This is a genomic window from Bacillus sp. FSL M8-0266 (genome assembly GCF_038613425.1).
In the GTDB taxonomy this organism is placed as follows: Bacteria; Bacillota; Bacilli; order Bacillales; family Bacillaceae; genus Bacillus; species Bacillus pumilus.
On sequence record NZ_CP152015.1, the window covers coordinates 3,071,969 to 3,094,657 of the forward strand.

Annotated in this window: 19 protein-coding genes and 1 riboswitch; of the genes, 3 read left to right on the plus strand and 16 right to left on the minus strand. The window is 41.8% G+C overall.

Annotated features, from left to right (window positions below; translation table 11 throughout):
• Positions 1 to 87 precede the first annotated feature (87 nt).
• The 13 genes from MKY83_RS15965 to MKY83_RS16025 form a co-directional block, all read right to left on the minus strand.
• Positions 88 to 1,368: a heme ABC transporter ATP-binding protein gene (locus MKY83_RS15965; protein WP_342487475.1), complete on the minus strand. Its 1,281-nt coding sequence runs from the start codon at positions 1,366 to 1,368 to the stop codon at positions 88 to 90.
• A complete protein-coding gene (locus tag MKY83_RS15970; RefSeq protein ID WP_106067285.1) occupies positions 1,365 to 2,423 on the minus strand; it encodes an iron ABC transporter permease in 1,059 nt (352 codons plus the stop codon). Before MKY83_RS15970 ends, MKY83_RS15965 begins: the two co-directional genes overlap by 4 nt.
• Entirely contained in the window at positions 2,389 to 3,339 is a 951-nt protein-coding gene (locus MKY83_RS15975; protein ID WP_065098039.1) for an ABC transporter substrate-binding protein, read from the minus strand. Before MKY83_RS15975 ends, MKY83_RS15970 begins: the two co-directional genes overlap by 35 nt.
• A gap of 171 nt (positions 3,340 to 3,510) precedes the next feature.
• Positions 3,511 to 4,902, minus strand: a complete 1,392-nt coding sequence (locus tag MKY83_RS15980; protein ID WP_113768073.1) for a glycoside hydrolase family 28 protein — start codon at positions 4,900 to 4,902, stop codon at positions 3,511 to 3,513.
• A 20-nt stretch (positions 4,903 to 4,922) separates the two neighbouring features.
• Positions 4,923 to 6,416 carry an altronate dehydratase family protein gene (locus tag MKY83_RS15985; RefSeq protein ID WP_342487476.1) on the minus strand — a complete coding sequence of 498 codons (1,494 nt, stop codon included), beginning with the start codon at positions 6,414 to 6,416 and terminating at the stop codon, positions 4,923 to 4,925.
• Positions 6,413 to 7,870, minus strand: coding sequence for a tagaturonate reductase (locus MKY83_RS15990; RefSeq protein WP_342487477.1), 1,458 nt, complete (start codon positions 7,868 to 7,870; stop codon positions 6,413 to 6,415). Before MKY83_RS15990 ends, MKY83_RS15985 begins: the two co-directional genes overlap by 4 nt.
• 58 nt (positions 7,871 to 7,928) lie before the next feature.
• On the minus strand, positions 7,929 to 8,939 hold the full coding sequence (locus tag MKY83_RS15995) for a LacI family DNA-binding transcriptional regulator (RefSeq protein WP_342487478.1): 1,011 nt from the start codon (positions 8,937 to 8,939) through the stop codon (positions 7,929 to 7,931).
• A 68-nt stretch (positions 8,940 to 9,007) separates the two neighbouring features.
• Positions 9,008 to 10,444, minus strand: a complete 1,437-nt coding sequence (gene uxaC / locus MKY83_RS16000) for a glucuronate isomerase (RefSeq protein WP_113768076.1) — start codon at positions 10,442 to 10,444, stop codon at positions 9,008 to 9,010.
• Between the two features lie 136 nt (positions 10,445 to 10,580).
• Positions 10,581 to 12,335: a HAMP domain-containing sensor histidine kinase gene (locus MKY83_RS16005; RefSeq protein WP_265208501.1), complete on the minus strand. Its 1,755-nt coding sequence runs from the start codon at positions 12,333 to 12,335 to the stop codon at positions 10,581 to 10,583.
• Between the two features lie 3 nt (positions 12,336 to 12,338).
• Entirely contained in the window at positions 12,339 to 13,061 is a 723-nt protein-coding gene (locus MKY83_RS16010; RefSeq protein WP_113768078.1) for a response regulator transcription factor, read from the minus strand.
• 174 nt (positions 13,062 to 13,235) lie between these two features.
• Entirely contained in the window at positions 13,236 to 14,051 is an 816-nt protein-coding gene (locus MKY83_RS16015) for an ABC transporter ATP-binding protein (protein ID WP_065098031.1), read from the minus strand.
• 21 nt (positions 14,052 to 14,072) lie between these two features.
• Positions 14,073 to 15,095: an iron ABC transporter permease gene (locus MKY83_RS16020; protein ID WP_065098030.1), complete on the minus strand. Its 1,023-nt coding sequence runs from the start codon at positions 15,093 to 15,095 to the stop codon at positions 14,073 to 14,075.
• Positions 15,096 to 16,148, minus strand: coding sequence for an iron ABC transporter permease (locus MKY83_RS16025; protein WP_065098029.1), 1,053 nt, complete (start codon positions 16,146 to 16,148; stop codon positions 15,096 to 15,098).
• Between the two features lie 259 nt (positions 16,149 to 16,407).
• Between MKY83_RS16025 and MKY83_RS16030 the strand changes: the two genes are divergently transcribed.
• Positions 16,408 to 17,346 carry an iron-hydroxamate ABC transporter substrate-binding protein gene (locus MKY83_RS16030; protein ID WP_342487479.1) on the plus strand — a complete coding sequence of 313 codons (939 nt, stop codon included), beginning with the start codon at positions 16,408 to 16,410 and terminating at the stop codon, positions 17,344 to 17,346.
• 35 nt (positions 17,347 to 17,381) lie between these two features.
• Here MKY83_RS16030 and MKY83_RS16035 read toward each other — a convergent pair whose 3' ends face one another.
• The 3 genes from MKY83_RS16035 to MKY83_RS16045 form a co-directional block, all read right to left on the minus strand.
• Positions 17,382 to 18,788 (minus strand): amino acid permease, encoded by a 1,407-nt coding sequence (locus tag MKY83_RS16035; protein ID WP_319610284.1) that lies wholly within the window; start codon positions 18,786 to 18,788, stop codon positions 17,382 to 17,384.
• A gap of 192 nt (positions 18,789 to 18,980) precedes the next feature.
• A riboswitch (Lysine riboswitch) is annotated at positions 18,981 to 19,159 on the minus strand.
• A gap of 121 nt (positions 19,160 to 19,280) precedes the next feature.
• Positions 19,281 to 19,424, minus strand: a complete 144-nt coding sequence (sspJ, locus tag MKY83_RS16040) for a small acid-soluble spore protein SspJ (protein WP_003213383.1) — start codon at positions 19,422 to 19,424, stop codon at positions 19,281 to 19,283.
• 82 nt (positions 19,425 to 19,506) lie between these two features.
• Positions 19,507 to 19,935: a MarR family winged helix-turn-helix transcriptional regulator gene (locus MKY83_RS16045; RefSeq protein WP_044140924.1), complete on the minus strand. Its 429-nt coding sequence runs from the start codon at positions 19,933 to 19,935 to the stop codon at positions 19,507 to 19,509.
• Positions 19,936 to 20,106: 171 nt separating this feature from the next.
• Between MKY83_RS16045 and MKY83_RS16050 the strand changes: the two genes are divergently transcribed.
• Both MKY83_RS16050 and MKY83_RS16055 read left to right on the plus strand, forming a co-directional pair.
• A complete protein-coding gene (locus tag MKY83_RS16050; RefSeq protein WP_044140925.1) occupies positions 20,107 to 20,598 on the plus strand; it encodes a metal-dependent hydrolase in 492 nt (163 codons plus the stop codon).
• 123 nt (positions 20,599 to 20,721) lie between these two features.
• Positions 20,722 to 22,572 carry an LTA synthase family protein gene (locus MKY83_RS16055; RefSeq protein ID WP_342487480.1) on the plus strand — a complete coding sequence of 617 codons (1,851 nt, stop codon included), beginning with the start codon at positions 20,722 to 20,724 and terminating at the stop codon, positions 22,570 to 22,572.
• Positions 22,573 to 22,689: the final 117 nt, after the last annotated feature.

Below are 22,689 nucleotides of genomic sequence, written 5' to 3' on the forward strand. Positions count from 1 at the left end.
TATAACCTGAAGTGAAAAGGATGTATTTGTTTAACTAAAGTACTGTGATCGCATCATAAACAAAAAAGCGAACCCTTTGGTTCACTTTTAAATGGCATTCAATGAATAAAGAAGAAGGTGCACTTTCTGCTTTAATCTTTCGTGTAAATGCTCATCATCTTCCGTTTCTTGCATACCCGCAGCAGCGATACATAGATGATGAATGAACATGCTCGTCTCCCGTTTCATCATGTGGACAAGCTGCCCCATGAGCTGAACAGACGATCCGTCTGATATAGACTCTTTCAGTACAAGCCAAATGGTCAACTCTTCTTGATGACGCATGCCGTAAAGCACCATGTCGTCGTCTGTGTCTTCAGCAGCAAATTGTTTTAGTCCACTTGTTTGATCGTAAAACAATAGTCCTTCACGATCATCCAACTCGTCACGAAGCATCTCACTTCCCGTTCCGAGAGACCTTTTCCAAAAGAAGCCGCCCTTTTTCTGATGTGAGGAAAGGATGCGGAGCGGCTGTTTGAGGGAAAACGTCATTCCTTCTCCGCCATACGTTTTCCACCCATCCGCTAACTTTGCATTTGATGCTACAGAAGCCCCCGCAGGTTCAATGGTCAACTGAGGGTTTGCCCTTCGCGGGTGTTGGAGCGGTGTTACATCTGTTTCATATACACGGTTGATTCGCTCAGGCGTCAAGACGTGATGCGGCAGCCCTACTATTTCTGTCTTCCCTTCATCAAGTAGCAGCAGCCGATCACAATACAAACTGGCGATGTTCACATCATGAAACACACCGATCACCGTCAACCTAGAGGAAGTGGTCTCTTCTTTAATTAAATCAAGCAAGTCTTTTTGATAGGCCAAATCAAGAAAACTGGTTGGTTCATCCAGCAATAAATATTCAGGCTGCTGGGCTAGTGCCTGTGCCAAGTACACACGCTGCTGTTCTCCCCCGCTTAGCTCATGAATAGATTGCCCCTTAAATTGTGCAACATCCGTTTGTTCCATTACTTTGTTTACGATTCGCATATCCTCTTGGGTAACAGATTGCAACCATCCTTTTTGATATGGATAACGACCGAATTGAACCGTTTCTTCCACTGTAAATGAGAAGGCTTGGTCCGTTTTCTGCGGTAGAACAGCCATTTTTTGCGCAAGCGCCTTTGGACGATAGGATTGAATCAGTTGACCGCTCAGGCGTACTTCACCACTATCAGGTTCCAGCAACCCAGAGATCATTTTAAGCAAGGTCGACTTCCCGCTTCCATTTGGACCAAGTATACCGAGAAATTCCCCTTGCTTTACCTCAAAACTGATGCCACGTATGACCTCTTTCTCTCCATATCCACCTTTGATTTCCTTCACTTGAATCATAGATGCGTCCCTCCTCTGTATTTACGGATGAGGATGATGCCGAATACAGGGGCACCAATTAACGCTGTGATGATGCCGATCGGTAATTCAGTCGGCTCAATGATCGTGCGTGATAACACATCTGCTAAAACGAGAAAGGAAGCGCCATTCAGCATAGACAAAGGCAGGAGGTGCCGGTGGTCTGTGATCGCTAAGAGGCGAACAAAATGCGGAATCACAAGTCCCACAAATCCGATCGTACCTGACACCGCTACTGCACTACCAGTCAGAATCGATCCAGCAAGCAGCACGATATATTTGCTCCTTTTCACATGTACACCTAATAGTTTTGCTTTCTCCTCGCCATACGTCATGACATTCAAATCTCGCCCCATCAGCATTAATGCAAAGGTCCCAACCAGAAAGAAAGGAAGGAAAAGCGCAATATAGCGCCAGCCCCTCATGGACACACTGCCAAGAAGCCAATGAATAATCTCTTTTAAATCATCACCCGTTAAAGCAATCATTAATGATATAAGCGCGCCCAAAAAAGAGCTGAAAATCACTCCTGTTAAAATTAAAGAGGAAATGCTCATCCCCCGATGAACAAGACGCGCAAAAAAGAGGACGAGACATAGGGTCACAAGCGCTGTTATCATACTGAAAAAAGGCAGTGTGAAACTGCCGAGCAAAGGGAGCTGCAAACTGAAAAATAGGGTCGCGACGGCTCCAACTGATGCCCCTTGAGATACACCCAGTGTATATGGGTCAGCAAGAGGATTTTTTAATAAACCTTGAAAGGCTGCACCAGATAACGCCAGCGCTGCTCCGACTAGTGCCGCTAATATTACTCTCGGCAGCCGGATATTCATCATAATATTGCGATCAATTGAATCTATTGTGCCTATCTGCACACCGAATAGTTCATGAACAAATATACGAAGAATAGAAGGAATGGGAATCCCTAAGCTTCCAAAGGAGATTCCCATTCCAATGCTCACCACAAGAAGTAAAGCACTTAGTGTGTATGCGATGATGAATTTATTTGAACGTGTCAGGATAGATGCTTTTCGCAAGAGCCTCGACTCCTTCAACCAATCGCGGTCCCGGTCTTGATGCGAGATCCGTATTCAATTGAAAGACTTGTTTTTCCTTCACTGCTTTGACCGCATTCCAGCCGTCTCTCTTTTTCAGATCAGCTAAACTGGAACCATCAATTGTGATGATCACGTCAGGGTTTCGTTTGATAATTGATTCCTCTGTCATTTGTACCCAGCCAGTTTGATCACCAGCAGCATTTTTCGCATGGATAACAGAAAGCATTTCATCCATAAATGTATGAGTACCTGTTGTATAAATTTCAGGCGTACCTGAAACTTCAACAAAGACTGTTTTTTGTTTGTCTTTGGAGATCGCTTCTGCTTGTTTCTTGATGTGATTCAATTTTGCTTTCATCTCGTCTACAAGCTTTGTTGATGCTTCTTTTACACCTGTTGCTTCACCGATCATATTGATCGATTTGTACACATCCTTAAAAGAAGTGGCATCATTTACAGTCAGTACTTGAATTCCTGCATCCTCTAGCTGTTTAAATCCCTCTTTTGATCCCATCTGTGAGGCATGAGCTAGTACAAGATCAGGCTTTAATGAAATCACCTTCTCGACATTGAATTCAAGTCCGCCAATTTTCTCTACCTTTTCAACTTCCTTTGGATAATTGTCAAAATCAGATCGTCCAACCATTTTATCTCCAAGACCAAGCGCATACGCAACCTCTGTATTACTTGGAATTAATGAAACAATTCGTTTAGGCTGTTCTTTGATTTCGACTGTTTTACCAGCTGCATCTTTAATCGAGACAGGAAATGCCGCAGTCGTTGTTTCGTTATTTTGTGAACTCTTTGCTTTATGGTCTGTTTCAGCACCTGCACATCCTGCTAAAACACCCATCACAAGCAGGAGCGATAGCCAAATGGCCGTTAACTTTTTCATGAATGAACCCCCTGATTTATGTACTGCTTGACGAAATCTCTTCCGTCAATTCTTTTCTAATTTCGGGAATATTATACTACAGTGCAGATAGGTTGTATATGTGATTTCTAAAAGCGTCTTTTCGATCTTATAAATGAAAAACAGCCTCTAAAAAGACTGTTTTTCGCCTATCTATTTATTAATTTGTTCCCCATTGATGACGACTTTCTGAAAAGAAGGCGCTACTGCATGCTCCAAAGAAAGTGGATACGTCACATGATCTATGACACAATTTTTCATGTTGAAGTTTGTCACGGGGGAATGTGAGTAGGCGGCTATTTTCACACCATATCGTCCGCCGCTGCTTTTCAGTCCTTCTACTTGAATATGACGTACAACAGGACGATGTGGACCCGCATCCCCTTCCTCATACATCATGTCGATACAGACCACTTCATGCTTTAGGCTTTTGACTGTGTTGTTTTTAAAGTAAATATGTTCAATGGTACCACCTCTGACAGAGTTGGTTTTAATCCGCAGTGCCCGGTCAAGGTTCGGACTATCCATGACATTATTCTCTGCATAGACATACCTTACCCCGCCAGTGATTTCACTCCCAATCGTCACTCCGCCGTGTCCATCACGCATCTTATTTCTACGAATGACAATGTTTTCAGATGGAATCCCTATTCTCCGTCCGTCCTCGTTCCTTCCAGATTTGATGGCAATACAATCGTCGCCATTATCAAAATAACAATCTTCAATGAGCACATTCCGGCAAGACTCTGGATTGACACCATCTGTGTTTGGTCCATGCCCGATAATATGGACTCCACGGACAATCACATTTTCACTTAGTACAGGGTGAATTTGCCACATCGGTGAATCCTTCACTGTCACTCCCTCAATAAGAACTTGCTGACATTGGTAAGGTTGGATAAAGCTTGATCTTAAATAATGCCCTTCTCCAAACACTCTTTCTTCTACTGGTATTCTTTTTTCAGCCATGTCAAATAGAAGCTGACGATCTCGATCTTGAGAAGGCTGGCCATTCGTGCCATATTTCCAAGGCCACCAATGATGCTCATCCCCTCTGCCATCAAGCGTTCCAGCTCCTGTAATGGCAATGTTTTCTGCATGGTGTGCATAAATGAGAGGTGAATAATTATAAAGCTCAACCCCTTCATATCTTGTCAGTACAAGCGGCAAATAGTCCTTTCGGTTTTGGCTGAATGCCACATACGCTTTCTCATGCAAATGCAATTCTACATGACTCTTCAATTCTAGCGCACCTGTCACAAACGTCCCTTCTGGAATCAGCACACGTCCCCCTTTCAAACGGTGCGCATCATCAATGGCAGACTGGATAGCATCTGTTGAAAGCTCGGTTCCCTTCGCATCTGCACCATAATGAACCACATTAAATTCACGATCAGGGAACAGCGGTGCTTTTATTTGCTTTAACACTTGATCGATTCCGTTTGCTTCTTTGTCTTTCTTCCCTTGCCTTGCTAAACGAGTGAGTCCGATTCCTGTGAGTACCGTTCCTGCTGTGATATACATTAAATCCCGTTTTCTAGACACATTCTCATCCCCCAGTCGCCTTAAAGTGTGACACCTGTTTTGAAAATAGCCAGCTCTCTAAAATTGTTTTTTTCATGATTTAATCGCTTTCCGCTCGCCACATCAATGACAGTTGAAATAAATTTTTCTAACACAACATCTTCTTGTACATCTTCAAGCAATTCTCCCGCATTAAAGTCAATCCAATGTTTTTTTGTTTCATATAAGGCTGTATTCGTCGAGACCTTCATTGTTGGGACAAACGTGCCGAATGGTGTCCCTCTGCCTGTTGTAAAAAGGACAAGCTGACAGCCAGAAGCGGCAAGAGCAGATGAAGCAACCAAATCATTCCCCGGCGCACTTAATAAATTTAAGCCCTTTCGCTTCAGCAATTCCCCATATTTCAACACATCTTGAATGTCAGAAGTCCCTGCTTTTTGTGTACAGCCGAGAGATTTATCCTCTAATGTCGAAATTCCACCTGCTTTATTTCCCGGGGAAGGATTTTCATATACTGGCTGTCGATGATCCATGAAGTATTGTTTAAAGTCATTGATCATTTGCACAATATTGTCGAAAGTCGCTTCTGATTCCGCTCTCTCCATTAAAATCGTTTCAGCTCCAAACATTTCGGGCACTTCTGTTAACACTGTCGTGCCTCCTTGAGCAACAATAAAATCGGACAGCCTTCCTAAAAGCGGATTTGCGGTAATGCCGGAGAATCCATCTGATCCCCCGCACTTCAAGCCGATTTTCAGCTCAGATAACGGGACCTCTTCACGGTGATCTTCTTTCGCTGCCTCATAAATTTCTTTGAGTAAAGCGACCCCCGTCTCAATTTCATCACCTACTTCTTGGCTTCTTAAAAATTTCACTCTCTCACGGTCATATTCACCTAATGTAGACTGAAAATTGTCAATATCGTTATTTTCACATCCAAGTCCGAGGACGAGCACTCCTCCAGCATTGGGATGCTTCACGGCATTTTGTAAAATGGTTTTTGTATTTTCATGATCGTCCCCAAGCTGTGAACATCCGTAATTGTGCTTTAATACGAGTGCTGTTTCAAACGGATGGATGCTTCCGCCCATTTCAGCGGTAAAAATTTGGATGATTTGATCGGCGATGCCATTTACGCATCCAACGGTTGGGACAATCCAAAGCTCATTGCGAATCCCGCTTTCCCCGTTTTTTCGTTTATATCCTTTAAATGTAAGATTCGTTTTTTCATAGGGGTTATCTGTGAATGAAGGCTTGTATTCGTAATCAAGCTTGCCTGATAGATTGGTTTTGATGTTATGTGTATGCACCCATTCTCCAGCAGAAATGGCAGTCGTTGCATGCCCAATGGGGTAGCCATATTTCATGATATTCTCTCTTTGCTTGATATCAGCCAATGCAAACTTATGACCTTTGGCGATGGTCTCTTTTAAAACAACGGAATGATCTTGATGCTGCAGCTCCTCCCCTTGTTCAAGTACTTTTAAAGCAATACCGACATTATCTGAAGGGTGAATCACAATAAAATCTTTCATGCCTTCTCCCCCTGACTTTCATAATGATGTTGCAGCATTCGTTGAACAGCCGCTCTCATCCCTTGCTCCTGTATGAAGGTAAGCTGATCAGCTACAGCGTGAACCAAATCATTTATATCCGTTAAATTTCTCCCCCATAATGACTCACATGATAGAATCTTAGCTGCGATCGCTTCATTAGATTGGTTCTCTCCTTCAAAGGCTTCCTTCATGAAAACCAGTACAGTCTCATCATCCTTTATCTTATCTGCATGTGATCTGTAAAAATAAATGAGGCTACTGAGTGAAAACACGAGTTTCATTGGCAGCTGTTTCTTTTGCTCAACATAATCAAGCAATGACGGAAGAATACGGGTTCGAAACTTAGATACACCATTGAGCGCAATATCCAGCAATTGATGCTTCACAAATGGATTGCAAAAGCGATCCCAAACCGATTGTGTATAAAGAAGAAGCTCATCTCGAGAGAGCTCAAGCCCTGGCAGCACTTCCTCCTCCAGCATCCGCCGGATGAACGTACCAACATCCTCATCATCCACAGCCTCTTTTACAGTTTCTCCCCCGCATGAGTAAGCGATTGGCACCATCGCTGTATGGGCACCATTTAAAATCCGTACCTTACTCATGCGATAAGGCGCAATATCCTCTACAAAAAGGACATTTAAACCTGCTTCTTGAAAAGGCAGCTCTTTTTGTACGAGGACAGGTGCTTCAATAACAAAGAGGTGATAGTATTCTGCCGTGACAAGCAACTCGTCGATATACCCCTCTTCCTTTTGGACAGTTTCAGCTGCTTCCTTAGAAAACCCAGGAACAATCCGATCCACAAGCGTATTACAAAACGTATTGGCTTCCTTGATCCATGTGATAAACGCAAGCGGCAGATCCCACTCAGCTGCCATGTCTATCACATATCCCTTCAAGCGGTCACCGTTATGTTCGACCAGCTCACATGGAAGGATGATCAGCCCTTTTTGTTCATCTCCAGCAAATGCTTTAAACCTGTGAAATAAGAACGCTGTCAGCTTTCCTGGAAAACTCGCTTGCGGTCGATCCTCCAAGCGATCCTCCTTTCTGAACATAAGTCCTGCCTCTGTCGTGTTGGAGAAGACAAAACGGAGATCGGGGTTTTCAGCTACTTGTAAAAAAACATCATAATCCGTATAAGTACTGATTCCTCTGCTGATCGATTGAATGACCATGCGCTCATTCATTTCTTGCTGGTCATGATAGCCCTGTATACATAATGTGTATAAGCCATCTTGTTCATTTAAAGCTGCAACAGATCCTTTTCTCGGAGGAACAACAACAGCTCTTCCTTTAAAATCTGTGCAGTCGTTCAGCTTTTGAATGTGCCAATTAATAAAGCCTCGCATAAAATTCCCTTCACCAATCTGCAAAATCGTTTCTGGATACTCAGGCACCGGGTATATGGTTTTTGATAAACGTTTCAAATGGATTCCCCTCTCTGATTTTATGCACACGTGAACATTTTTCTTTAAAAGATGCTGATTACTGCACCTTTTTGACTGAATCTCTGATCATCAACTCTGTGTGGACATACACTTTTTCCATATGATCCTCTTCCTGCTCTTCACCGTTTATGACCGATAGGATGGCTTCTGCTCCAAGTGCACACATTTTTTCGATTGGCTTTTTTACCGTGGTCAGTGCAGGTGTGGTGTAGGATGAAAATGCAATATCGTCAAAACCAATAATAGAGACATCGTCTGGACACGTCTTGCCCTTTGCATATAAAGCATTCATCGCACCAATGGCCATGTCATCGTTAGAGCAAAAAAGCGCTGTTGGCGGATGATCAAGTGTCAGCAGGGATTCCATTGATTCATAGCCGCTTTTCATATGGTAGTCACCCTTGATCATATATTCTTTTTTCATAGGAATACGGTGATCAATTAACGCTTGGAGAAAGCCAGCTTTTCTCTCCTGAGTCGATTTAAAGCCTTCTTTTCCTTCAATGATGGCGATTTGTTGATGGCCTTTCTGAATGAAATAGTGTGCTGCCTGGTATGCTCCTTGACTATCATCTGCTAATATATTCATCACTTCATTACTTTCTACACGGCGGTTCAGCACAATGATTGGAATGCCCTGTTTCTTGACATGATGGATAAACGCTTCATCGTGCTCACTTTGGCTCATCAGCAAAATGCCATCGTAGCGCTGTTTATGAATGGTTGTGTAATCGTGAAAATCGTCAATACCCCTAACAAACAGATTGTAATGCTCTGTCATGACGCTATTGACGCCTTTTAACGCATCCACAAAGAAGCTTGAGGATGTGCCTTCTGTTAAACTCGTGAAAAACAGACCGATTGTAAACGATTTTTGTGATACAAGGCCTCTGGCATGGACATTTGGTGAATAATTCAGCTGTTTTGCAATCGACAAAATCTTTTGTTTTGTCTTCTCTTTAATAAAAGGACTGTTATTCAAAGCCCTTGATACTGTTGTATGAGAGACATTTGCCAATTTTGCTATGTCTTTAATTGTGACTGTCATGCTATTCCGCCTTTTATGATTTTTTTCCATCTTATCATAAAACCGCTTTCATTTTCTTGCCTTTTTCCTCATGTGATTTTACTTTGATGATGGAGCTGCTTTGCCCGGTCAAATTGAAAATATCGCTTCGCATTTTCATAGCTGATTCCTTTCACGATCTCCCCTAACAGCTCAAGGTCATAGGGGACTTCTCCTTTTTCTACCCAATCCCCGATGATATCACAAAGCAGTCTTCGGAAATATTCATGCCTTGTATAGGACAAAAAGCTTCGTGAATCTGTCAGCATCCCGATAAAACGGCTGATCAGTCCGATACTGGAAAGAGCCATCATCTGCTCTGTCATTCCTTGCTTCGTATCATTAAACCACCAAGCTGTGCCGTGCTGCATCTTCCCAGGTGTCTTCCCGTCTTGAAAGCTTCCAGCCAATGTTGATATCACTACATTGTCCCTTGGATTTAAGGAATACAGAATCGTGTTTGGCAATGCATCTTCTTGTTCTAAACGATCTAATATTCGGCAAAGCGGCTTTGCAATGTCTTCGTCATTCATCGCATCGTACCCCGTATCTGGTCCAAGCCTCTCAAACATTTTCGTATTGTTGTTTCTAAGTGCATTGATATGAAGCTGCATTGCCCAGCCACGCTCACAGTAAGCCTGACCTAGCATAATGAATGTCTCTGTTTTAAATTTAATCTTCTCTTTTTCCGTCAATGGATGATTAGACATTCTTTTATGAAAGATGGTCTCCACTTCTTCTTGTGTCGTTTCTTCATATGTCATTTCATTAATGGCATGATCCGAGATCAAGCAGCCGTGTTCATGGAAAAAATCAATTCTCGCACGGAGGGCATTCAAGAAGTCTTGGTAGGATTGTATTGGGATAGCTGAAGCCTCTGCCAGCTCATGAACATATTTTTCAAACAGATCATTCGCTATATCGAGTGCTTTATCAGGTCGAAACCCTGGAAGCACTTGTACAGAAAATCCTTCTTCCCGCAGTTTTTGATGATATTGAAGTGAATCGACCGGATCATCTGTTGTCACAACGGTTTCAACGTTTGATTTCATGATGAAGTCTCTCGCCCCAAATCCCTCTCCTTGCAGCTTTTCATTGATTTTCTGCCAAATGATATCTGCATTTTTTTCATTTAATAGGTATTCGACTCCGAAATACCTTCTCAGTTCTAGATGGGTCCAGTGATAGAGCGGATTTCCTATGGTCATAGGGACGGTCTTCGCCCACGTCAAAAATTTATCATAATCAGATGCATCCCCCGTGACGTGCGTTTCAGGGATGCCGTTTGCTCTCATGGCACGCCATTTGTAATGATCTCCATAAAGCCATGCCTCGGTAATATTTCGGAAGGTTTTATTTTCATAGATGTCTTTAGGACTTAAATGACAATGGTAATCTATGATTGGAAGATCCTTTGCAAACTCATGGTATAACTTTTCCGCCGTTGGACTGTTTAGTAAAAACTGCTCATCTAAAAAGGCTTTCATCAAATTCCCCCATCCCTCTTATCGTATGAAAATAATTTGTTCACGTTAACAATTTAATTGTAATCGTTTACAAAGATGATTTCAATCCTAAAACAGGAAAAAACGATCTCCTTAAGAAAGGAAAATCGTTTTTTGGCTATTTTACAGGAGGTGATTTTTTTAGGATAATCGCAATAGTTGTTCCAGCACCTGGTTCACTTTCTACTTGAATATCACCGTCATGCAACAAGACAAGCTCTTTTGCTATTGCCAGACCAAGCCCTGTTCCATTCGTTGGGTCATTTGTATTTGTCCCTCTATAGTAGCGGTTAAATAAGTGATCGACCGTTTCTTGTGCCATTCCGCATCCGTTGTCTTTCATTTCGATCCGAACTTCTTCATTTGTTTCAGACAAAACAGCTGTAATATGCGTGCCTTTTTGGTTATGCTTGACTGCATTCGCCAGCAGGTTCTCAATCACTCGTCTGAACCAAGCTTTGTCGATCTCAAAGATGACACCGTTAGTTTGATCTTCAAAAGAGGATGAAAAATCCTCAGAAAAAGAGCTTCTTGAAAACTCGTCCATAATAGAGGCTAAAAATTCACCCAGCTCGACCGGCTTTCGATTAATAGGCAAGGCCCCATTTTTCAATCGATACGTAAGGTTTAAATCTTCAATCAAGGTCGACATGTATTCTGATTTCTCACGAATCACCTGTCCCATTTCCATGACTTCTTCCTTGGACCATTGATATTGATCAGATTCAAGCATGAGCCCGTAGCCGTAAATCGTACTAAGGGGTGTTTTCAAATCATGCGACAATCCTGCAATCCATTCTTCCCTTGTGGTTTGAATTTTTCTTCGGTTTGCTTCATTCTCTTTTAATGTAAGCGTGAGCTGATCCATTGTTTTTAGAATATCCTCAAATAATCGGTATTCCCGCTTAATACGACCTTTTTTATTTTTACTGATTGGAATTCCTTTTCTATTTGTTGGTTCCTGTAATTTATTTCTAGATAAGAAAATCAGCCAGCGGATAATGTGATAGATCGGCAGTCCATAGCGATACGAGTACCATAATGTCATGACGATAATAATCGTAATCGCAAGACCTGCAATTAAGATGGTCGTATATTGGTTTAAAGCGTCTGTTTCTTTATCGTATAATCCATCTGGGCTGTATACTTTATTTGGTACAGAAATAATGATATACCGGTTTTTATTCACCCTGATATAAGACAGATCACTTCTAAACTCCCAAGGCTTTGATTGATACTTGAGCAGTTCAACATCTGTTACCTCATGTTTCAAATTGGTATTGGCTCGAATACCTTGTAAATATTCCCCTTCATCATTGAACAGATGCACCGATCCATTCATTCTCTTCAAGAATTCTTTCGTTTCAACCGAATATTGAGAGAGTGCAGCCAAGTCTTTCTCGTGCTGCTTCAGATAATTGGCGACCTTTGTGCTGTTTGTTTTAAACCCATATAGCACGATAAAGCTTTTTTGATCAATCTCAATTGGCCAGAAGTACATCTTATAATCTTTGAATTGTCTTTTTTCAAAGATCTTGATCATTTCATCCTTTTGATAGGAAGTTGGAATGGACTTAGGGCGGTGATAGCTATAGACGTTGTGTTTTTTTGAATCAATGACTTGCAGCCAGCCGTCTCGTTTTCTCACTGCTTGTTTCAGCTGATCATCAGCTTCCATTTCTCCATCCTCGTTAAAATAAAGCCAGCTCATGAGTGTATCTCCATCAGCTTTTGTTAAACCGGTTTCAGCCATGTTCTCGTAGTATTTTTTTAAATATAAATTATCAGAGAACGTATTTCCGATGATCAAAATGGCAATCACAATAAACATTTGTCCAACAAAGTGAAAGAAGAGTTTTGCTCGTAAATTCATAAATTATTTAAGAACCTTTGCTGGGTGCGGTATAAATTTATAGCCCATACCACGGATCGTCACAATATATTCTGGCTGACTCGGATCTAACTCGATCTTTTCTCTCAGCTTTCGGATATGAACCATCACGGTGTTGTTATCACCATATGATGGGACGCCCCATACTTTCTCATAGATTTGATCTTTTGAAAGAACCACATTCGGATGATCACAAAAGTACTTCAGCAAGGAGAGAAGCTGGGCTGAGCATGCAGTCACCTCTCCTCTTACTTTCAATTCGGCTGAATGAGGATGATAGGAGAAATGGGCATATTCATATCGGCTTTGGGCATCATCTTGGTCTTCCTGCAAGGAGATATAAGTTCGGTTTAAGTGAGCCTTAATTCTAGCCACTAGCTCTAGCGGGTTAAATGGTTTTGTAATGTAATCATCTGCCCCCTGCGCAAAGCCGGTCAGTTTATCTACATCAGACGTTCTTGCAGTTAAATAGAAAATGGGCGCTTTCGTATATTTTCTCATTTCAGGAAGAACATCAAAGCCAGACTTACCAGGCATCATCACGTCTAGAAGTAAGAGGTGGATGTCCTCGTTTTTGACAATATCTAATGCTTCATCTGCATGGTAGGCTTTATATATATGCTTGAATCCTTCTTTTTTTAATACGCGTTCAACCATTTTGACAATTGCTTCTTCGTCATCTGCAATCAATATTTTTGCTGTTTCCACGCATCTCTTTCCTTTCTAGCTATGATCTCTAACCGTATATTACCATTGTCTAAAGTAAAAAAGTACCTCTTTTCTGCATAAAAGCGAAAAATATCAACTGGAGAAAATGGAAACACTAGGTATTTTCGAGGACAAAAAAAACCCGGTAGTCACACCGAGTTCCTTGTCCATCTATTATCCATTCACAGCTTCTAGCTTTCTTTCATGATTCATTAAGTCATATGTTAAACAGATCGGCTTATTTGTTCTAGGATCAAGTACAATTTCTGCATCAATGTGGAATACCTGACCAAGCACCTCTTTGGTCATGACCTCATGAGGCGACCCATCTTTGATAACTTTTCCTTGATTGAGGGCAATCATGTAATGAGAAAAACGTGCCGCATGATTTAAATCATGAATGACCATCAACACAGTTCGTCCCTGCTCTCTGTTTAACCGTTCTAACAGCTGAAGAATTTCGAGCTGATGTGCAAGGTCCAAATACGTCGTCGGCTCATCCAATAGAAGCAGTTCTGTTTCCTGGGCAAGTGCCATCGCAATCCATACACGCTGACGCTGTCCACCAGAAAGTGCTTCAATTGGCCGGTCATGAAAAGCAATCATACCCGTTTCTTCAAGTGCCCATCTGATGATTCGTTTATCTTCATTTGATAAGCGTCCAAATCCATTTTGATGCGGGAAACGTCCATATGACACAAGCTCATAGACTGTCAGCCCGCTTGGTGCTTCGGGAGTCTGCGGTAAGATCGCCATTTGTTTTGAAATTTCTTTTGTTGGCGTTTGATGGATGGCCTGGCCATTTAAGTAAACAGCTCCTTGATTGGACTTCATGATACGGGACATTGTTTTTAAAATCGTTGATTTCCCGCACCCATTCGGTCCAATCAATGTCGTCACCTTGCCTTTTGGGATACTGATATTTAAATCGTCTACAATCAAACGGTCATTATAGCCAATACAAAGCTTTTCTGTTTCGAGCGATTTCATATGTTGTACTCTCCTTCCTTCTTAGTTCGTTTTCATCAATAAGTAAATGAAGTAAGGTGCGCCTAAAGCCGAAACGACAAGACCAACTGGCACCTCTGATGGTGCAAGTATGACGCGGCCAAGTGTATCTGCCAGTAATAATAACAATGCGCCAATCAACGCGGAGGCTGGTATCATTCCTTGATGCTTTGGTCCAACAAGCTTTCTCGCCAAGTGCGGTGCGGCTAACCCTAAGAACGAGATACTACCTGCAACAGCGACACTAGCACCTGCTAATGCAACAGCAATCAGCATAAAAAAGCTTCTTTCTTTATGAACCGAAATCCCTAAGCCGTAGGAAAGCTGGTCACCCAAATTCATGATATTTAAGTAGCGTGCTCTTACAACCGCTAATACAAGGAAAATCAGCATCCATGGCAGGACAGCCAGGACATACGTCCAGCTTGAGCCCCAAATGCTTCCAGATAACCACACAATGGCTTGGTTAAAATCATTTGGGCTCATTTTTAATTGAATCACCACAATCGCTGCTGAAAATGCAGCATTGACGCCAATACCAGTTAAGATCAAACGAACAGGTGTGATGCCCTTTTTCCACGCTAACACATAGATGAGAAATGCAGCAAAGCCTGCACCTACAAAAGCGAAGAGCGGCAGTACAAAGATCGTAAAATCACCTAGGTTTGACATCGTACCTTGGAAAGCAAAAATAAACAAAACCACTGCAAAGCCTGCGCCCGCATTGACACCAAGAATGCCTGGATCGGCTAAACCGTTCTGAGAAACACCTTGCCAAATCGCTCCTGATACAGCGATAGAAGCGCCAACAAGTAAAGCGATGACCATTCTTGGAAGTCTGAACTCGAATAATACAAGCTCATCCATTTCACTTCCGAATCCAAAAAATGTTTTCAATGTATCCATCGGAGAAATGCGAATTTCTCCGGTATTTAAACTAATAAGGAACACAGCCACGATCGCCAAAAAGATCATGAGCATCGTTCGTTTGTATTTCTTTTTCTTTGCCTGCTGCACCATTTCCATCTAAATCCCGCTCCTTTCACGTCTAGCTAAATATAAGAAGAAAGGAACGCCTATAATTGCAGTAATGGCACCGACTGGCGTTTCAAATGGGGCATTGACCAGCCTTGCAGCAATGTCTGCATAAATTAACAGAACCGCCCCTAAAATAGCTGAGCATGGGATAATCCATCGATAGTCAACTCCGACCAAGAAACGAGTGACATGAGGAATCACAAGCCCGATAAAGCCAATAGAACCGGCCACTGAGACAGCAGCACCTGTTAGAAGAATGACGACCAATATTCCAAGTACCTTGACAGTTTTCGTGTACTGTCCAAGCCCTTTTGCCAATTCATCACCTAAGCTGAGAACAGTGATCGAGCGGGCAAGAATCATTGCGATGATCAGCCCCGCAACCGCAACTGGAATGATGACCTTAATATTGCTCCAATTCACACCAGCCACGCCGCCAGCATACCAAAAGCTCATGTCTTGAGCGACGTCAAACCGGATGGCAATTGCTGAGGAGATGGAGCTTAAAAGTGCCCCAACAGCCGTACCAGCTAGTGCGAGCTTCACTGGGGTCAATCCACCTTTTGAAAGAGTACCGACACCAAACACAATAGAGGCAGCGAGTGCCGCACCAACAAATGACCAAAGAATTAATGTAAAAGAAGATTGTCCTGGGAAAAAAGCAAACGCAATGGCAATCGCAAATGCAGAGCCATTTGTCACACCCATAATTTCAGGAGACGCAAGCGCATTTCTTGTCATGCCTTGCATAATAGCCCCCGATACGGCTAAAAAGGCACCGACGAGTGCTGCTCCAATTGTACGAGGCAGCCTTAATTCCCGGATGATTTGATGTGAAGTTTGTTGTGGATCAAAATAAAAAATGGCTTCCCACACAGTGTGCAAATGAATGTTTGCCGCTCCTAATGATACCGATAAAAAAAGACCAAATGCTAAAGCGATGATTCCTATGATGACAACAGCTGCTGTTCCAAAGGGCTTTGTGACAATATCCATTGCATCGTCTTTGGCCGGCAGCTGTTTATTCGATTGTGAGCCCAAAACCAGTCTCTTCCTTTCCGTTCAAATCTATTCCTCATTAGTGATAATGATTATCAATCTCGAAGTCTAGTATATCACTTTCTTTTCTTTTTGAAATCATTGTTCTGAACATTTTCTTTATTTTCATCAAAAAACCGTGAGAAATTTACCATTTTTCTTTAGGACCTAAAATAGCCGATGCATTTTTCATCCCATCATGTTACGATACAATTGAAATTGAGAATCATTATCACAATAAAGTGAATAGGAGAGAATCTTTGTGAAAAAACGATCTGGATTTCTTTTGATTTCCTTAGCCATTCTTATGCTGTTTACAGCTGCTTGCGGCAGCACTTCAAATAAAAAATCTGGCGCCAACCAGAATGACACAATCACTTATCAAGATGTCAAAGGTGAAGTTAAACTCCCTAAAGATCCGAAACGAATTGTTCTTCTGGCAGAAAGCTACTACGGAGACCTCGTGACACTTGGCAAGACACCGATTGCTACAACTGCCCCCATCTTTAAAAACCCTTTCTATAAAGGAAAAGCGGATGGTGTTAAAAACCTTGGAACAACCCCTTCTGTCGAAAAAGTAGCCGCTTTGAATCCAGATATGATTATCGCTTGGGGAGAAGACGAGAAATTTGATCAATACAAAAAAATTGCGCCAACCGTTGCCATTAAATACAATCAATATTCCTTTAAAGATCAGCTAAAAGAATTCGGTAAAATGACAGGTACACCGAAAAAAGCAGCAGAATGGATCACGAAATGGGACACCAAAATTGCTGAGGTAAAGCCTAGAGTAACAAAAGCGATCGGCAGCAAAACCGTTTCAATCGTGTCACCTTTTGATAAAGGTATCTATATCTTTGGAAACACCTTTGCACGCGGAGGCGAAATTATTTATGACGAGTTGAAATTACGTGCGCCAAAGGCAGTTAAAAAAGATGCCATCGACAGCGGGGTCGGCTATGCAAACATTTCCCTTGAAAAGCTGCCAGAATACGCAGGCGACTATATTTTCACTAGTCCATGGAGCGGTTCAAAAAGTAAAGGAGACCAGGTGTATGAAAGCAGCATTTGGGCATCACTTCCTGCTGTACAAAATAAACACGTATTTGAAATCGATCCTGTCGGTTACTTCTTTAATGACCCAGTGTCACTAGAAGGACAGCTTGAGTTTATTGTGGACCGTTTAACATCTGCATCATAAAAAAACGTTTCTCCACAAGTGAAGAAACGTTTCCCTTATTCTGTTCCTTTGGCAAATCCTTTTGACATGAATGGATAAAGCAAAATACCTACTAAGAACAGACCGATGCCAAGTCCAAATGTTTTCAAATCAGCTGTTCCAGAAATAATGACCCAAGCGGAATACCCCATCGCTACAAGTGCAATGATTCCGTCTCTTGTTCGCTTCCCTTTTTGAAGATCATACGTGTCACCTTGCATGATGACTTTAAAGCTATAGATCGAAGACACAATATACGGAATGAGATACGCAAGTGTCGCTGATGTCGTTAAAAAGGTAAAAGCTTCATTAATCGTACGAGACATCACTGAGAAAATAAACAGCTGTGACATAATGTTTGTAACCGTTAAAGCAAAAACAGGACTGCCTTTTTTGTTTGTTTTTGCAAATACTGCCGGGAAATCGCCAGCCTTTGCTGCTTGATACGGTACTTCTGAACCAAGTAAGATCCAGCCGAGCATCGAACCAAATAAACAAATAATCGCAAGCAATGCCATTACAATTCCGCCAGCCGGTCCTATAATGAGCTGAAGCACGTCAACGAATGGTTTATCTGAGCCTTGCAACTGATCGTGCGGTAGGACGCCCATTGTAATCAAAGTAATAACCATGTAGATAGAAAGTGCAATTAAAAGACCTGTAATCGTTGCACGTTTCACATCGCGCTGCGAGGACGCTCTTCCTGATAAAATGACAGCAGATTCGATGCCAATAAATGCCCATAGTGTGGAAATGGCCGCATGATGAATTTGGCCTCCAAGTCCGAGCATTCCTTCGCCTTTTGCTGCAACTGGGAAGTAATAATGTTCAAATAATGCCGTTTGGAATGCAAATAATCCCGCAACAATAAAAAGGACGAATCCAAGTACCTTTGAAAAGGTCGTAATAAAGTTTAATTTACTTGCAGCACTTAAGCTTGTAATTAAGATAGTATGTGTTCCCCAAAGAAGAATGGTACATACAATAAATGTTGTCAGCTGACCAAGTGTGATCGCTTCTTTTCCAAAGGTGAAAATCTCCGTCTTCACTGTGAGAATAGGAAAAAATGTCGTTAAATAACCGGCAAGACTCGTAATAATCGCGACATTACTAATCCAGCTTGCTACCCAATATCCCCAAACCATTGTAAAACTGGCCGCTTTCCCTTTTTTCGGATCGTTAAAAAGCGCTCTTGCATAACTTTGTGGTCCAGCCGTTAGCTGCGGCTTATGAATGGACAAATGCCCAAAAACAAGTGCAATCATCAGCACACCGCCACCTGTGACAAGCCATGCCATCGTCACACCTAAAGGACTCGCATGCTGGGCAAGCGTACTTGGCAGCATAAAGATGCCTGAACCTACCATATTTCCGACGACAAAAGCCGTCAATAACCAAAAACCCCATTTTTTTGTCTGTTCCATTTCCGTACCTCCGTTATATTCACTTCGGACCAGACCCGGCAGTATCTTCATTGATATATTTGTGAAGCAATGACTTGTATTCTTTATGTTCATCATGGGTCACTTTCTTAACAGCATACCCTTATCTTCGGTACTCAGAACATAAAAAAAAGCCTGAACAACAGTCCATGCTTTTTAAAACATACACCTTGATCTCCGGATAGCCCTCCACGCTTCAAAGACGTGGCAGTCCTGCATTTATTCAATGCAGACCCAGCATAAAGAAAGTTGGAGCTCTCTCTACACTTCGGCGCTGATGCCTTTTTTCTCATGATCTTCGATTCCATCTCTCCCATGAGTGACTCATCATCCGCGCAACCTCTACCTCACTGAGACATAGCGTGAGGATTTCTATTCATTTTTACTACACGAAGGTTATCAAACATTCTCACTTCTGTCAAAGGGAAAAACATAGAAAAAAGGCAGAGAATCATTTCTCTGCCCTATACCTGCTTATTGATCATTGTTTTTCTTCTTTTGTACAGCTTCCTGAAGCGGATCGCCTGCTAGCTCTTTGCTTGCTTCTTCTAACAGCTGATCTACTTGCTTGTGGTCTTTCTCGCTTTTCGCCTTTTTATCCTTTTGGAAAAATGACATCGCTGTTTCCTCCCTTTTCATAAAATGCGGTTGCCTGTTTAATTTGTACTACAGTGCGCCGCATTATACAAAGTGGAAAGGCTCAATCATCATGAAAGGTCTGTCTCATTTTTTGCAGGTACGTCAAAAAGGTCTTTAAGTCTTCCTTTGTGAAGTCTGACATCATATGCTGAATCACCTTTCCGAAAAGACGTGTATGCTTCTCATAAATCGCCTGCCCTTTTTCGGTGGCTTCTAAACGGACGAGCGAGGGGTCGTCTTTGTCCCGTTCTCTCTGAATATAGCCCTGCTCACATAATTTATTGAGTGCAATGGAGGCTGCACCTGGGTTTAAAGAGAGTCTTTGTTTCAGCTCTTCGGCATGTGATACTTTGCCTTGTATCAAAATAGAAAGAGCATATATCTGCGGAGGCGTGATGTCTTTTTCTAACTCAAGTAACTTGCGGTTTAATTTACGGCTGACTTCATAATGTACAAGAACAATTTCTTTTAAAATGTCTGCATTACCCATCCGAATCGCATCCTTATCGTTAGTATCAACATGACTTCCCCCTTATTATAGAATGTTTTTCCAACCAGCCAACCCTTTTGTCCTCTTTTTCTTTAGAAATAAGCCTTGCTGAATGAATTCACCCTTGATATAGTGGGTACTTGAACAAAAGATAGAACAGGAGTACGCATCATGACAGGAAAAACACATATTATGGGCGGAATCGCCGCCTCAACAGCCGTCGCCTACTACTACGGATTTGACCCAGTCATCATGGCTGCAGCTGGATCAGCAGGTGCTTTGATCCCCGACCTTTGCCATACAAAAAGTAAAATCGGTAGAAAATTTCCGCTGCTCTCGGCAATGATCAGCAGCGTATTCGGTCATCGCACGTTCACTCACAGTTTATTATTTCTGCTGATCATTTATTTTCTCGCGACAACATATATACCAAATGACAGCCTAAGTATCGGTTTACTAGTTGGAATGACGAGCCACCTTATCCTTGATGCTGGAACAGTAAACGGCATTAAATTTTTATTTCCAGCTTCCATTAAAGTGCGTCTCCCCTTCTATGTCAAAACAGGCAGCACAGGAGAACAAGTCGTACTAGCTGCTCTCACTGTCGTCACCTGCTATTACATCGCCGTCATCTGCGGCATATCTATCCCCATTCAGTTCTAACAGAATAAAAAAGAGTTTTGCGAAAAAATAAGATATCAATTGATCATTCCTCATTTTTTTAGTAGGTTTAAGATAAGTGTTTTTGCCTTGCAGCTGAATACAGAATGATGAGGAGATACATAAATGAAAGCGTTTTTCAAAAATCACTGGTTTTTAGTGTATTCCATCCTCTTCATGTGGATGAAAACATACATCATTTATCAACTAGGATTTCACATACGAACGGCCAATCTGTTTCATGAATGGCTGCTTTTGATCAATCCACTTAGCTTTCTACTCCCTTTGTTTGGGATAGCTCTTTTTTTAAATGAAACCAAACAAAAGGTCTTTTTATTGACTGCAAATTTTATTCTTACGGCGATTCTTATATCGAATACGATCTTTTATGGTTTTTACATTGATTTCATTACCATTCCCGTGCTATTCCAAGCGAAGAACATGGGAGATATGGGCAGCAGTATGACGGAATTATTCCACCCGCTCTTTGTGCTGATGCTCGTTGATTTTGTTGTACTTGCTTGGCTGCTCAAGCGCAAACCATTAGTCCCAAAAGCGTCATACAAGACGATCAAAACATATTATGCGATCTGTTGCAGCTTCCTATTGTTTCATGTCAGCTCAGCTATGATGGATCACCCTCGATTTCTGACAAGCTCTTATGATCGTGAAGTCATTGTCAGAAACCTCGGGCTGTTCCAATTCCATCTGTATGACGGTGCTGCCCAAACGGCACGCATTGGACAAAAGGCCTTTGCAGATGAAGATACGCTTTCTACTGTAGCAAACTACACAAAGGCTGATTACAGCGGACCAAACGAAGAGTACTTCGGACTTGCTAAAGACAAAAACGTTGTGTTCATTTCACTTGAATCCACGCAGCAATTTGTCATGAACCAAAAGGTAAATGGACAATATATCACTCCCTTTTTAAATCAATTGGCTAAAAAGAGTTTTTATTTTGATGAATTTTATCAGCAGACAGAGCAGGGGAAGACGTCCGATTCAGAGTTTATTGTCGCTAATTCCCTCTATCCTTCTAGTAGCGGCGCTGTCTTTTTCACAGCAAGTGACAATGAATATGACACGTTATACAAGCAGTTGAAAAAAGAAAACTATGAATCCGTCCAATTTCATGCAAATAATAAAACGTTTTGGAATCGTGATGTGATGTATGAATCTCTAGGAATTGATCGTTTTTATGATGTCGATTCATATCATGTCAATGAACTGAATTCCACTGGCTGGGGCTTAAAGGATATCGACTTCTTTGATCAATCCGTTGATCATTTAAAAAAGTTGAAGCAGCCTTATTACAGTACGTTTATTACTTTGACCAACCATTTTCCATTTGAAATTGACCCGAAGGATCAGTTTATTGATGAATATGATTCGTCCAGTACCATTTTAAATCGCTATGTGACGACCGTCCGCTATCAAGATGAAGCAATTAAGACATTTTTTGACCGTATGAAAGAAGAAGGATTGTATCACAATACGATGTTTGTCCTCATGGGTGACCATTATGGCATCTCTGAGGCACATCATGAGGCAATGGCACAGTTGCTCAATAAAGAGGAAATCACACCGTTTGATGCGGTCAAACTGCAGCGTGTTCCCTTTTTAATTTACATTCCTGGTGTCACGGATCAAGCACCGCAGACGATTTCTGAAACAGCTGGTCAAATAGACGTAAAGCCAACACTTCTTCACTTACTAGGGATTGAAACGAAGGATTCCATTCAATTCGGCAATGATTTATTTTCAAATGAACGGACGCCTTTCGCTGTACTGAGAAACGGTAACTTTATTACAGATGATTATCTCTATACAAAAAACACCTGCTATGATCAAAAAACAAAAGAACCCGTGAAGCAGGATGAGGTATGTCAGCCTTATATCGAAAAAGCCAATAAAGAGCTCTCCTTATCAGACAAGGTGATCAATGGGAATTTGCTGCGTTTTTATCAGCAGTAAACAGGATAGAACGATCTCCTTCGTCGTCACGCTGAAAGTCGCCATTTGGCGGCTTTTTCTTTTCTCTTTTTATTGAAAGCCTATGAATGCTCAAATAAGTTTGCTTATAATAAAGGG

Coding starts and splice junctions, on each gene's coding strand:
- MKY83_RS15975 (WP_065098039.1), bottom strand. CDS start 3,339: ATGAAAAAGTTAACGGCCATTTGGCTATCGCTCCTGCTTGTGATGGGT.
- MKY83_RS15965 (WP_342487475.1), bottom strand. CDS start 1,368: ATGATTCAAGTGAAGGAAATCAAAGGTGGATATGGAGAGAAAGAGGTC.
- MKY83_RS16050 (WP_044140925.1), top strand. CDS start 20,107: ATGACAGGAAAAACACATATTATGGGCGGAATCGCCGCCTCAACAGCC.
- sspJ (WP_003213383.1), bottom strand. CDS start 19,424: ATGTCATTTTTCCAAAAGGATAAAAAGGCGAAAAGCGAGAAAGACCAC.
- MKY83_RS16020 (WP_065098030.1), bottom strand. CDS start 15,095: ATGGAAATGGTGCAGCAGGCAAAGAAAAAGAAATACAAACGAACGATG.
- MKY83_RS16015 (WP_065098031.1), bottom strand. CDS start 14,051: ATGAAATCGCTCGAAACAGAAAAGCTTTGTATTGGCTATAATGACCGT.
- MKY83_RS15985 (WP_342487476.1), bottom strand. CDS start 6,416: ATGAAAGATTTTATTGTGATTCACCCTTCAGATAATGTCGGTATTGCT.
- MKY83_RS16005 (WP_265208501.1), bottom strand. CDS start 12,335: ATGAATTTACGAGCAAAACTCTTCTTTCACTTTGTTGGACAAATGTTT.
- MKY83_RS16045 (WP_044140924.1), bottom strand. CDS start 19,935: ATGGGTAATGCAGACATTTTAAAAGAAATTGTTCTTGTACATTATGAA.
- uxaC (WP_113768076.1), bottom strand. CDS start 10,444: ATGAAAGCCTTTTTAGATGAGCAGTTTTTACTAAACAGTCCAACGGCG.
- MKY83_RS16035 (WP_319610284.1), bottom strand. CDS start 18,788: ATGGAACAGACAAAAAAATGGGGTTTTTGGTTATTGACGGCTTTTGTC.
- MKY83_RS16055 (WP_342487480.1), top strand. CDS start 20,722: ATGAAAGCGTTTTTCAAAAATCACTGGTTTTTAGTGTATTCCATCCTC.
- MKY83_RS15995 (WP_342487478.1), bottom strand. CDS start 8,939: ATGACAGTCACAATTAAAGACATAGCAAAATTGGCAAATGTCTCTCAT.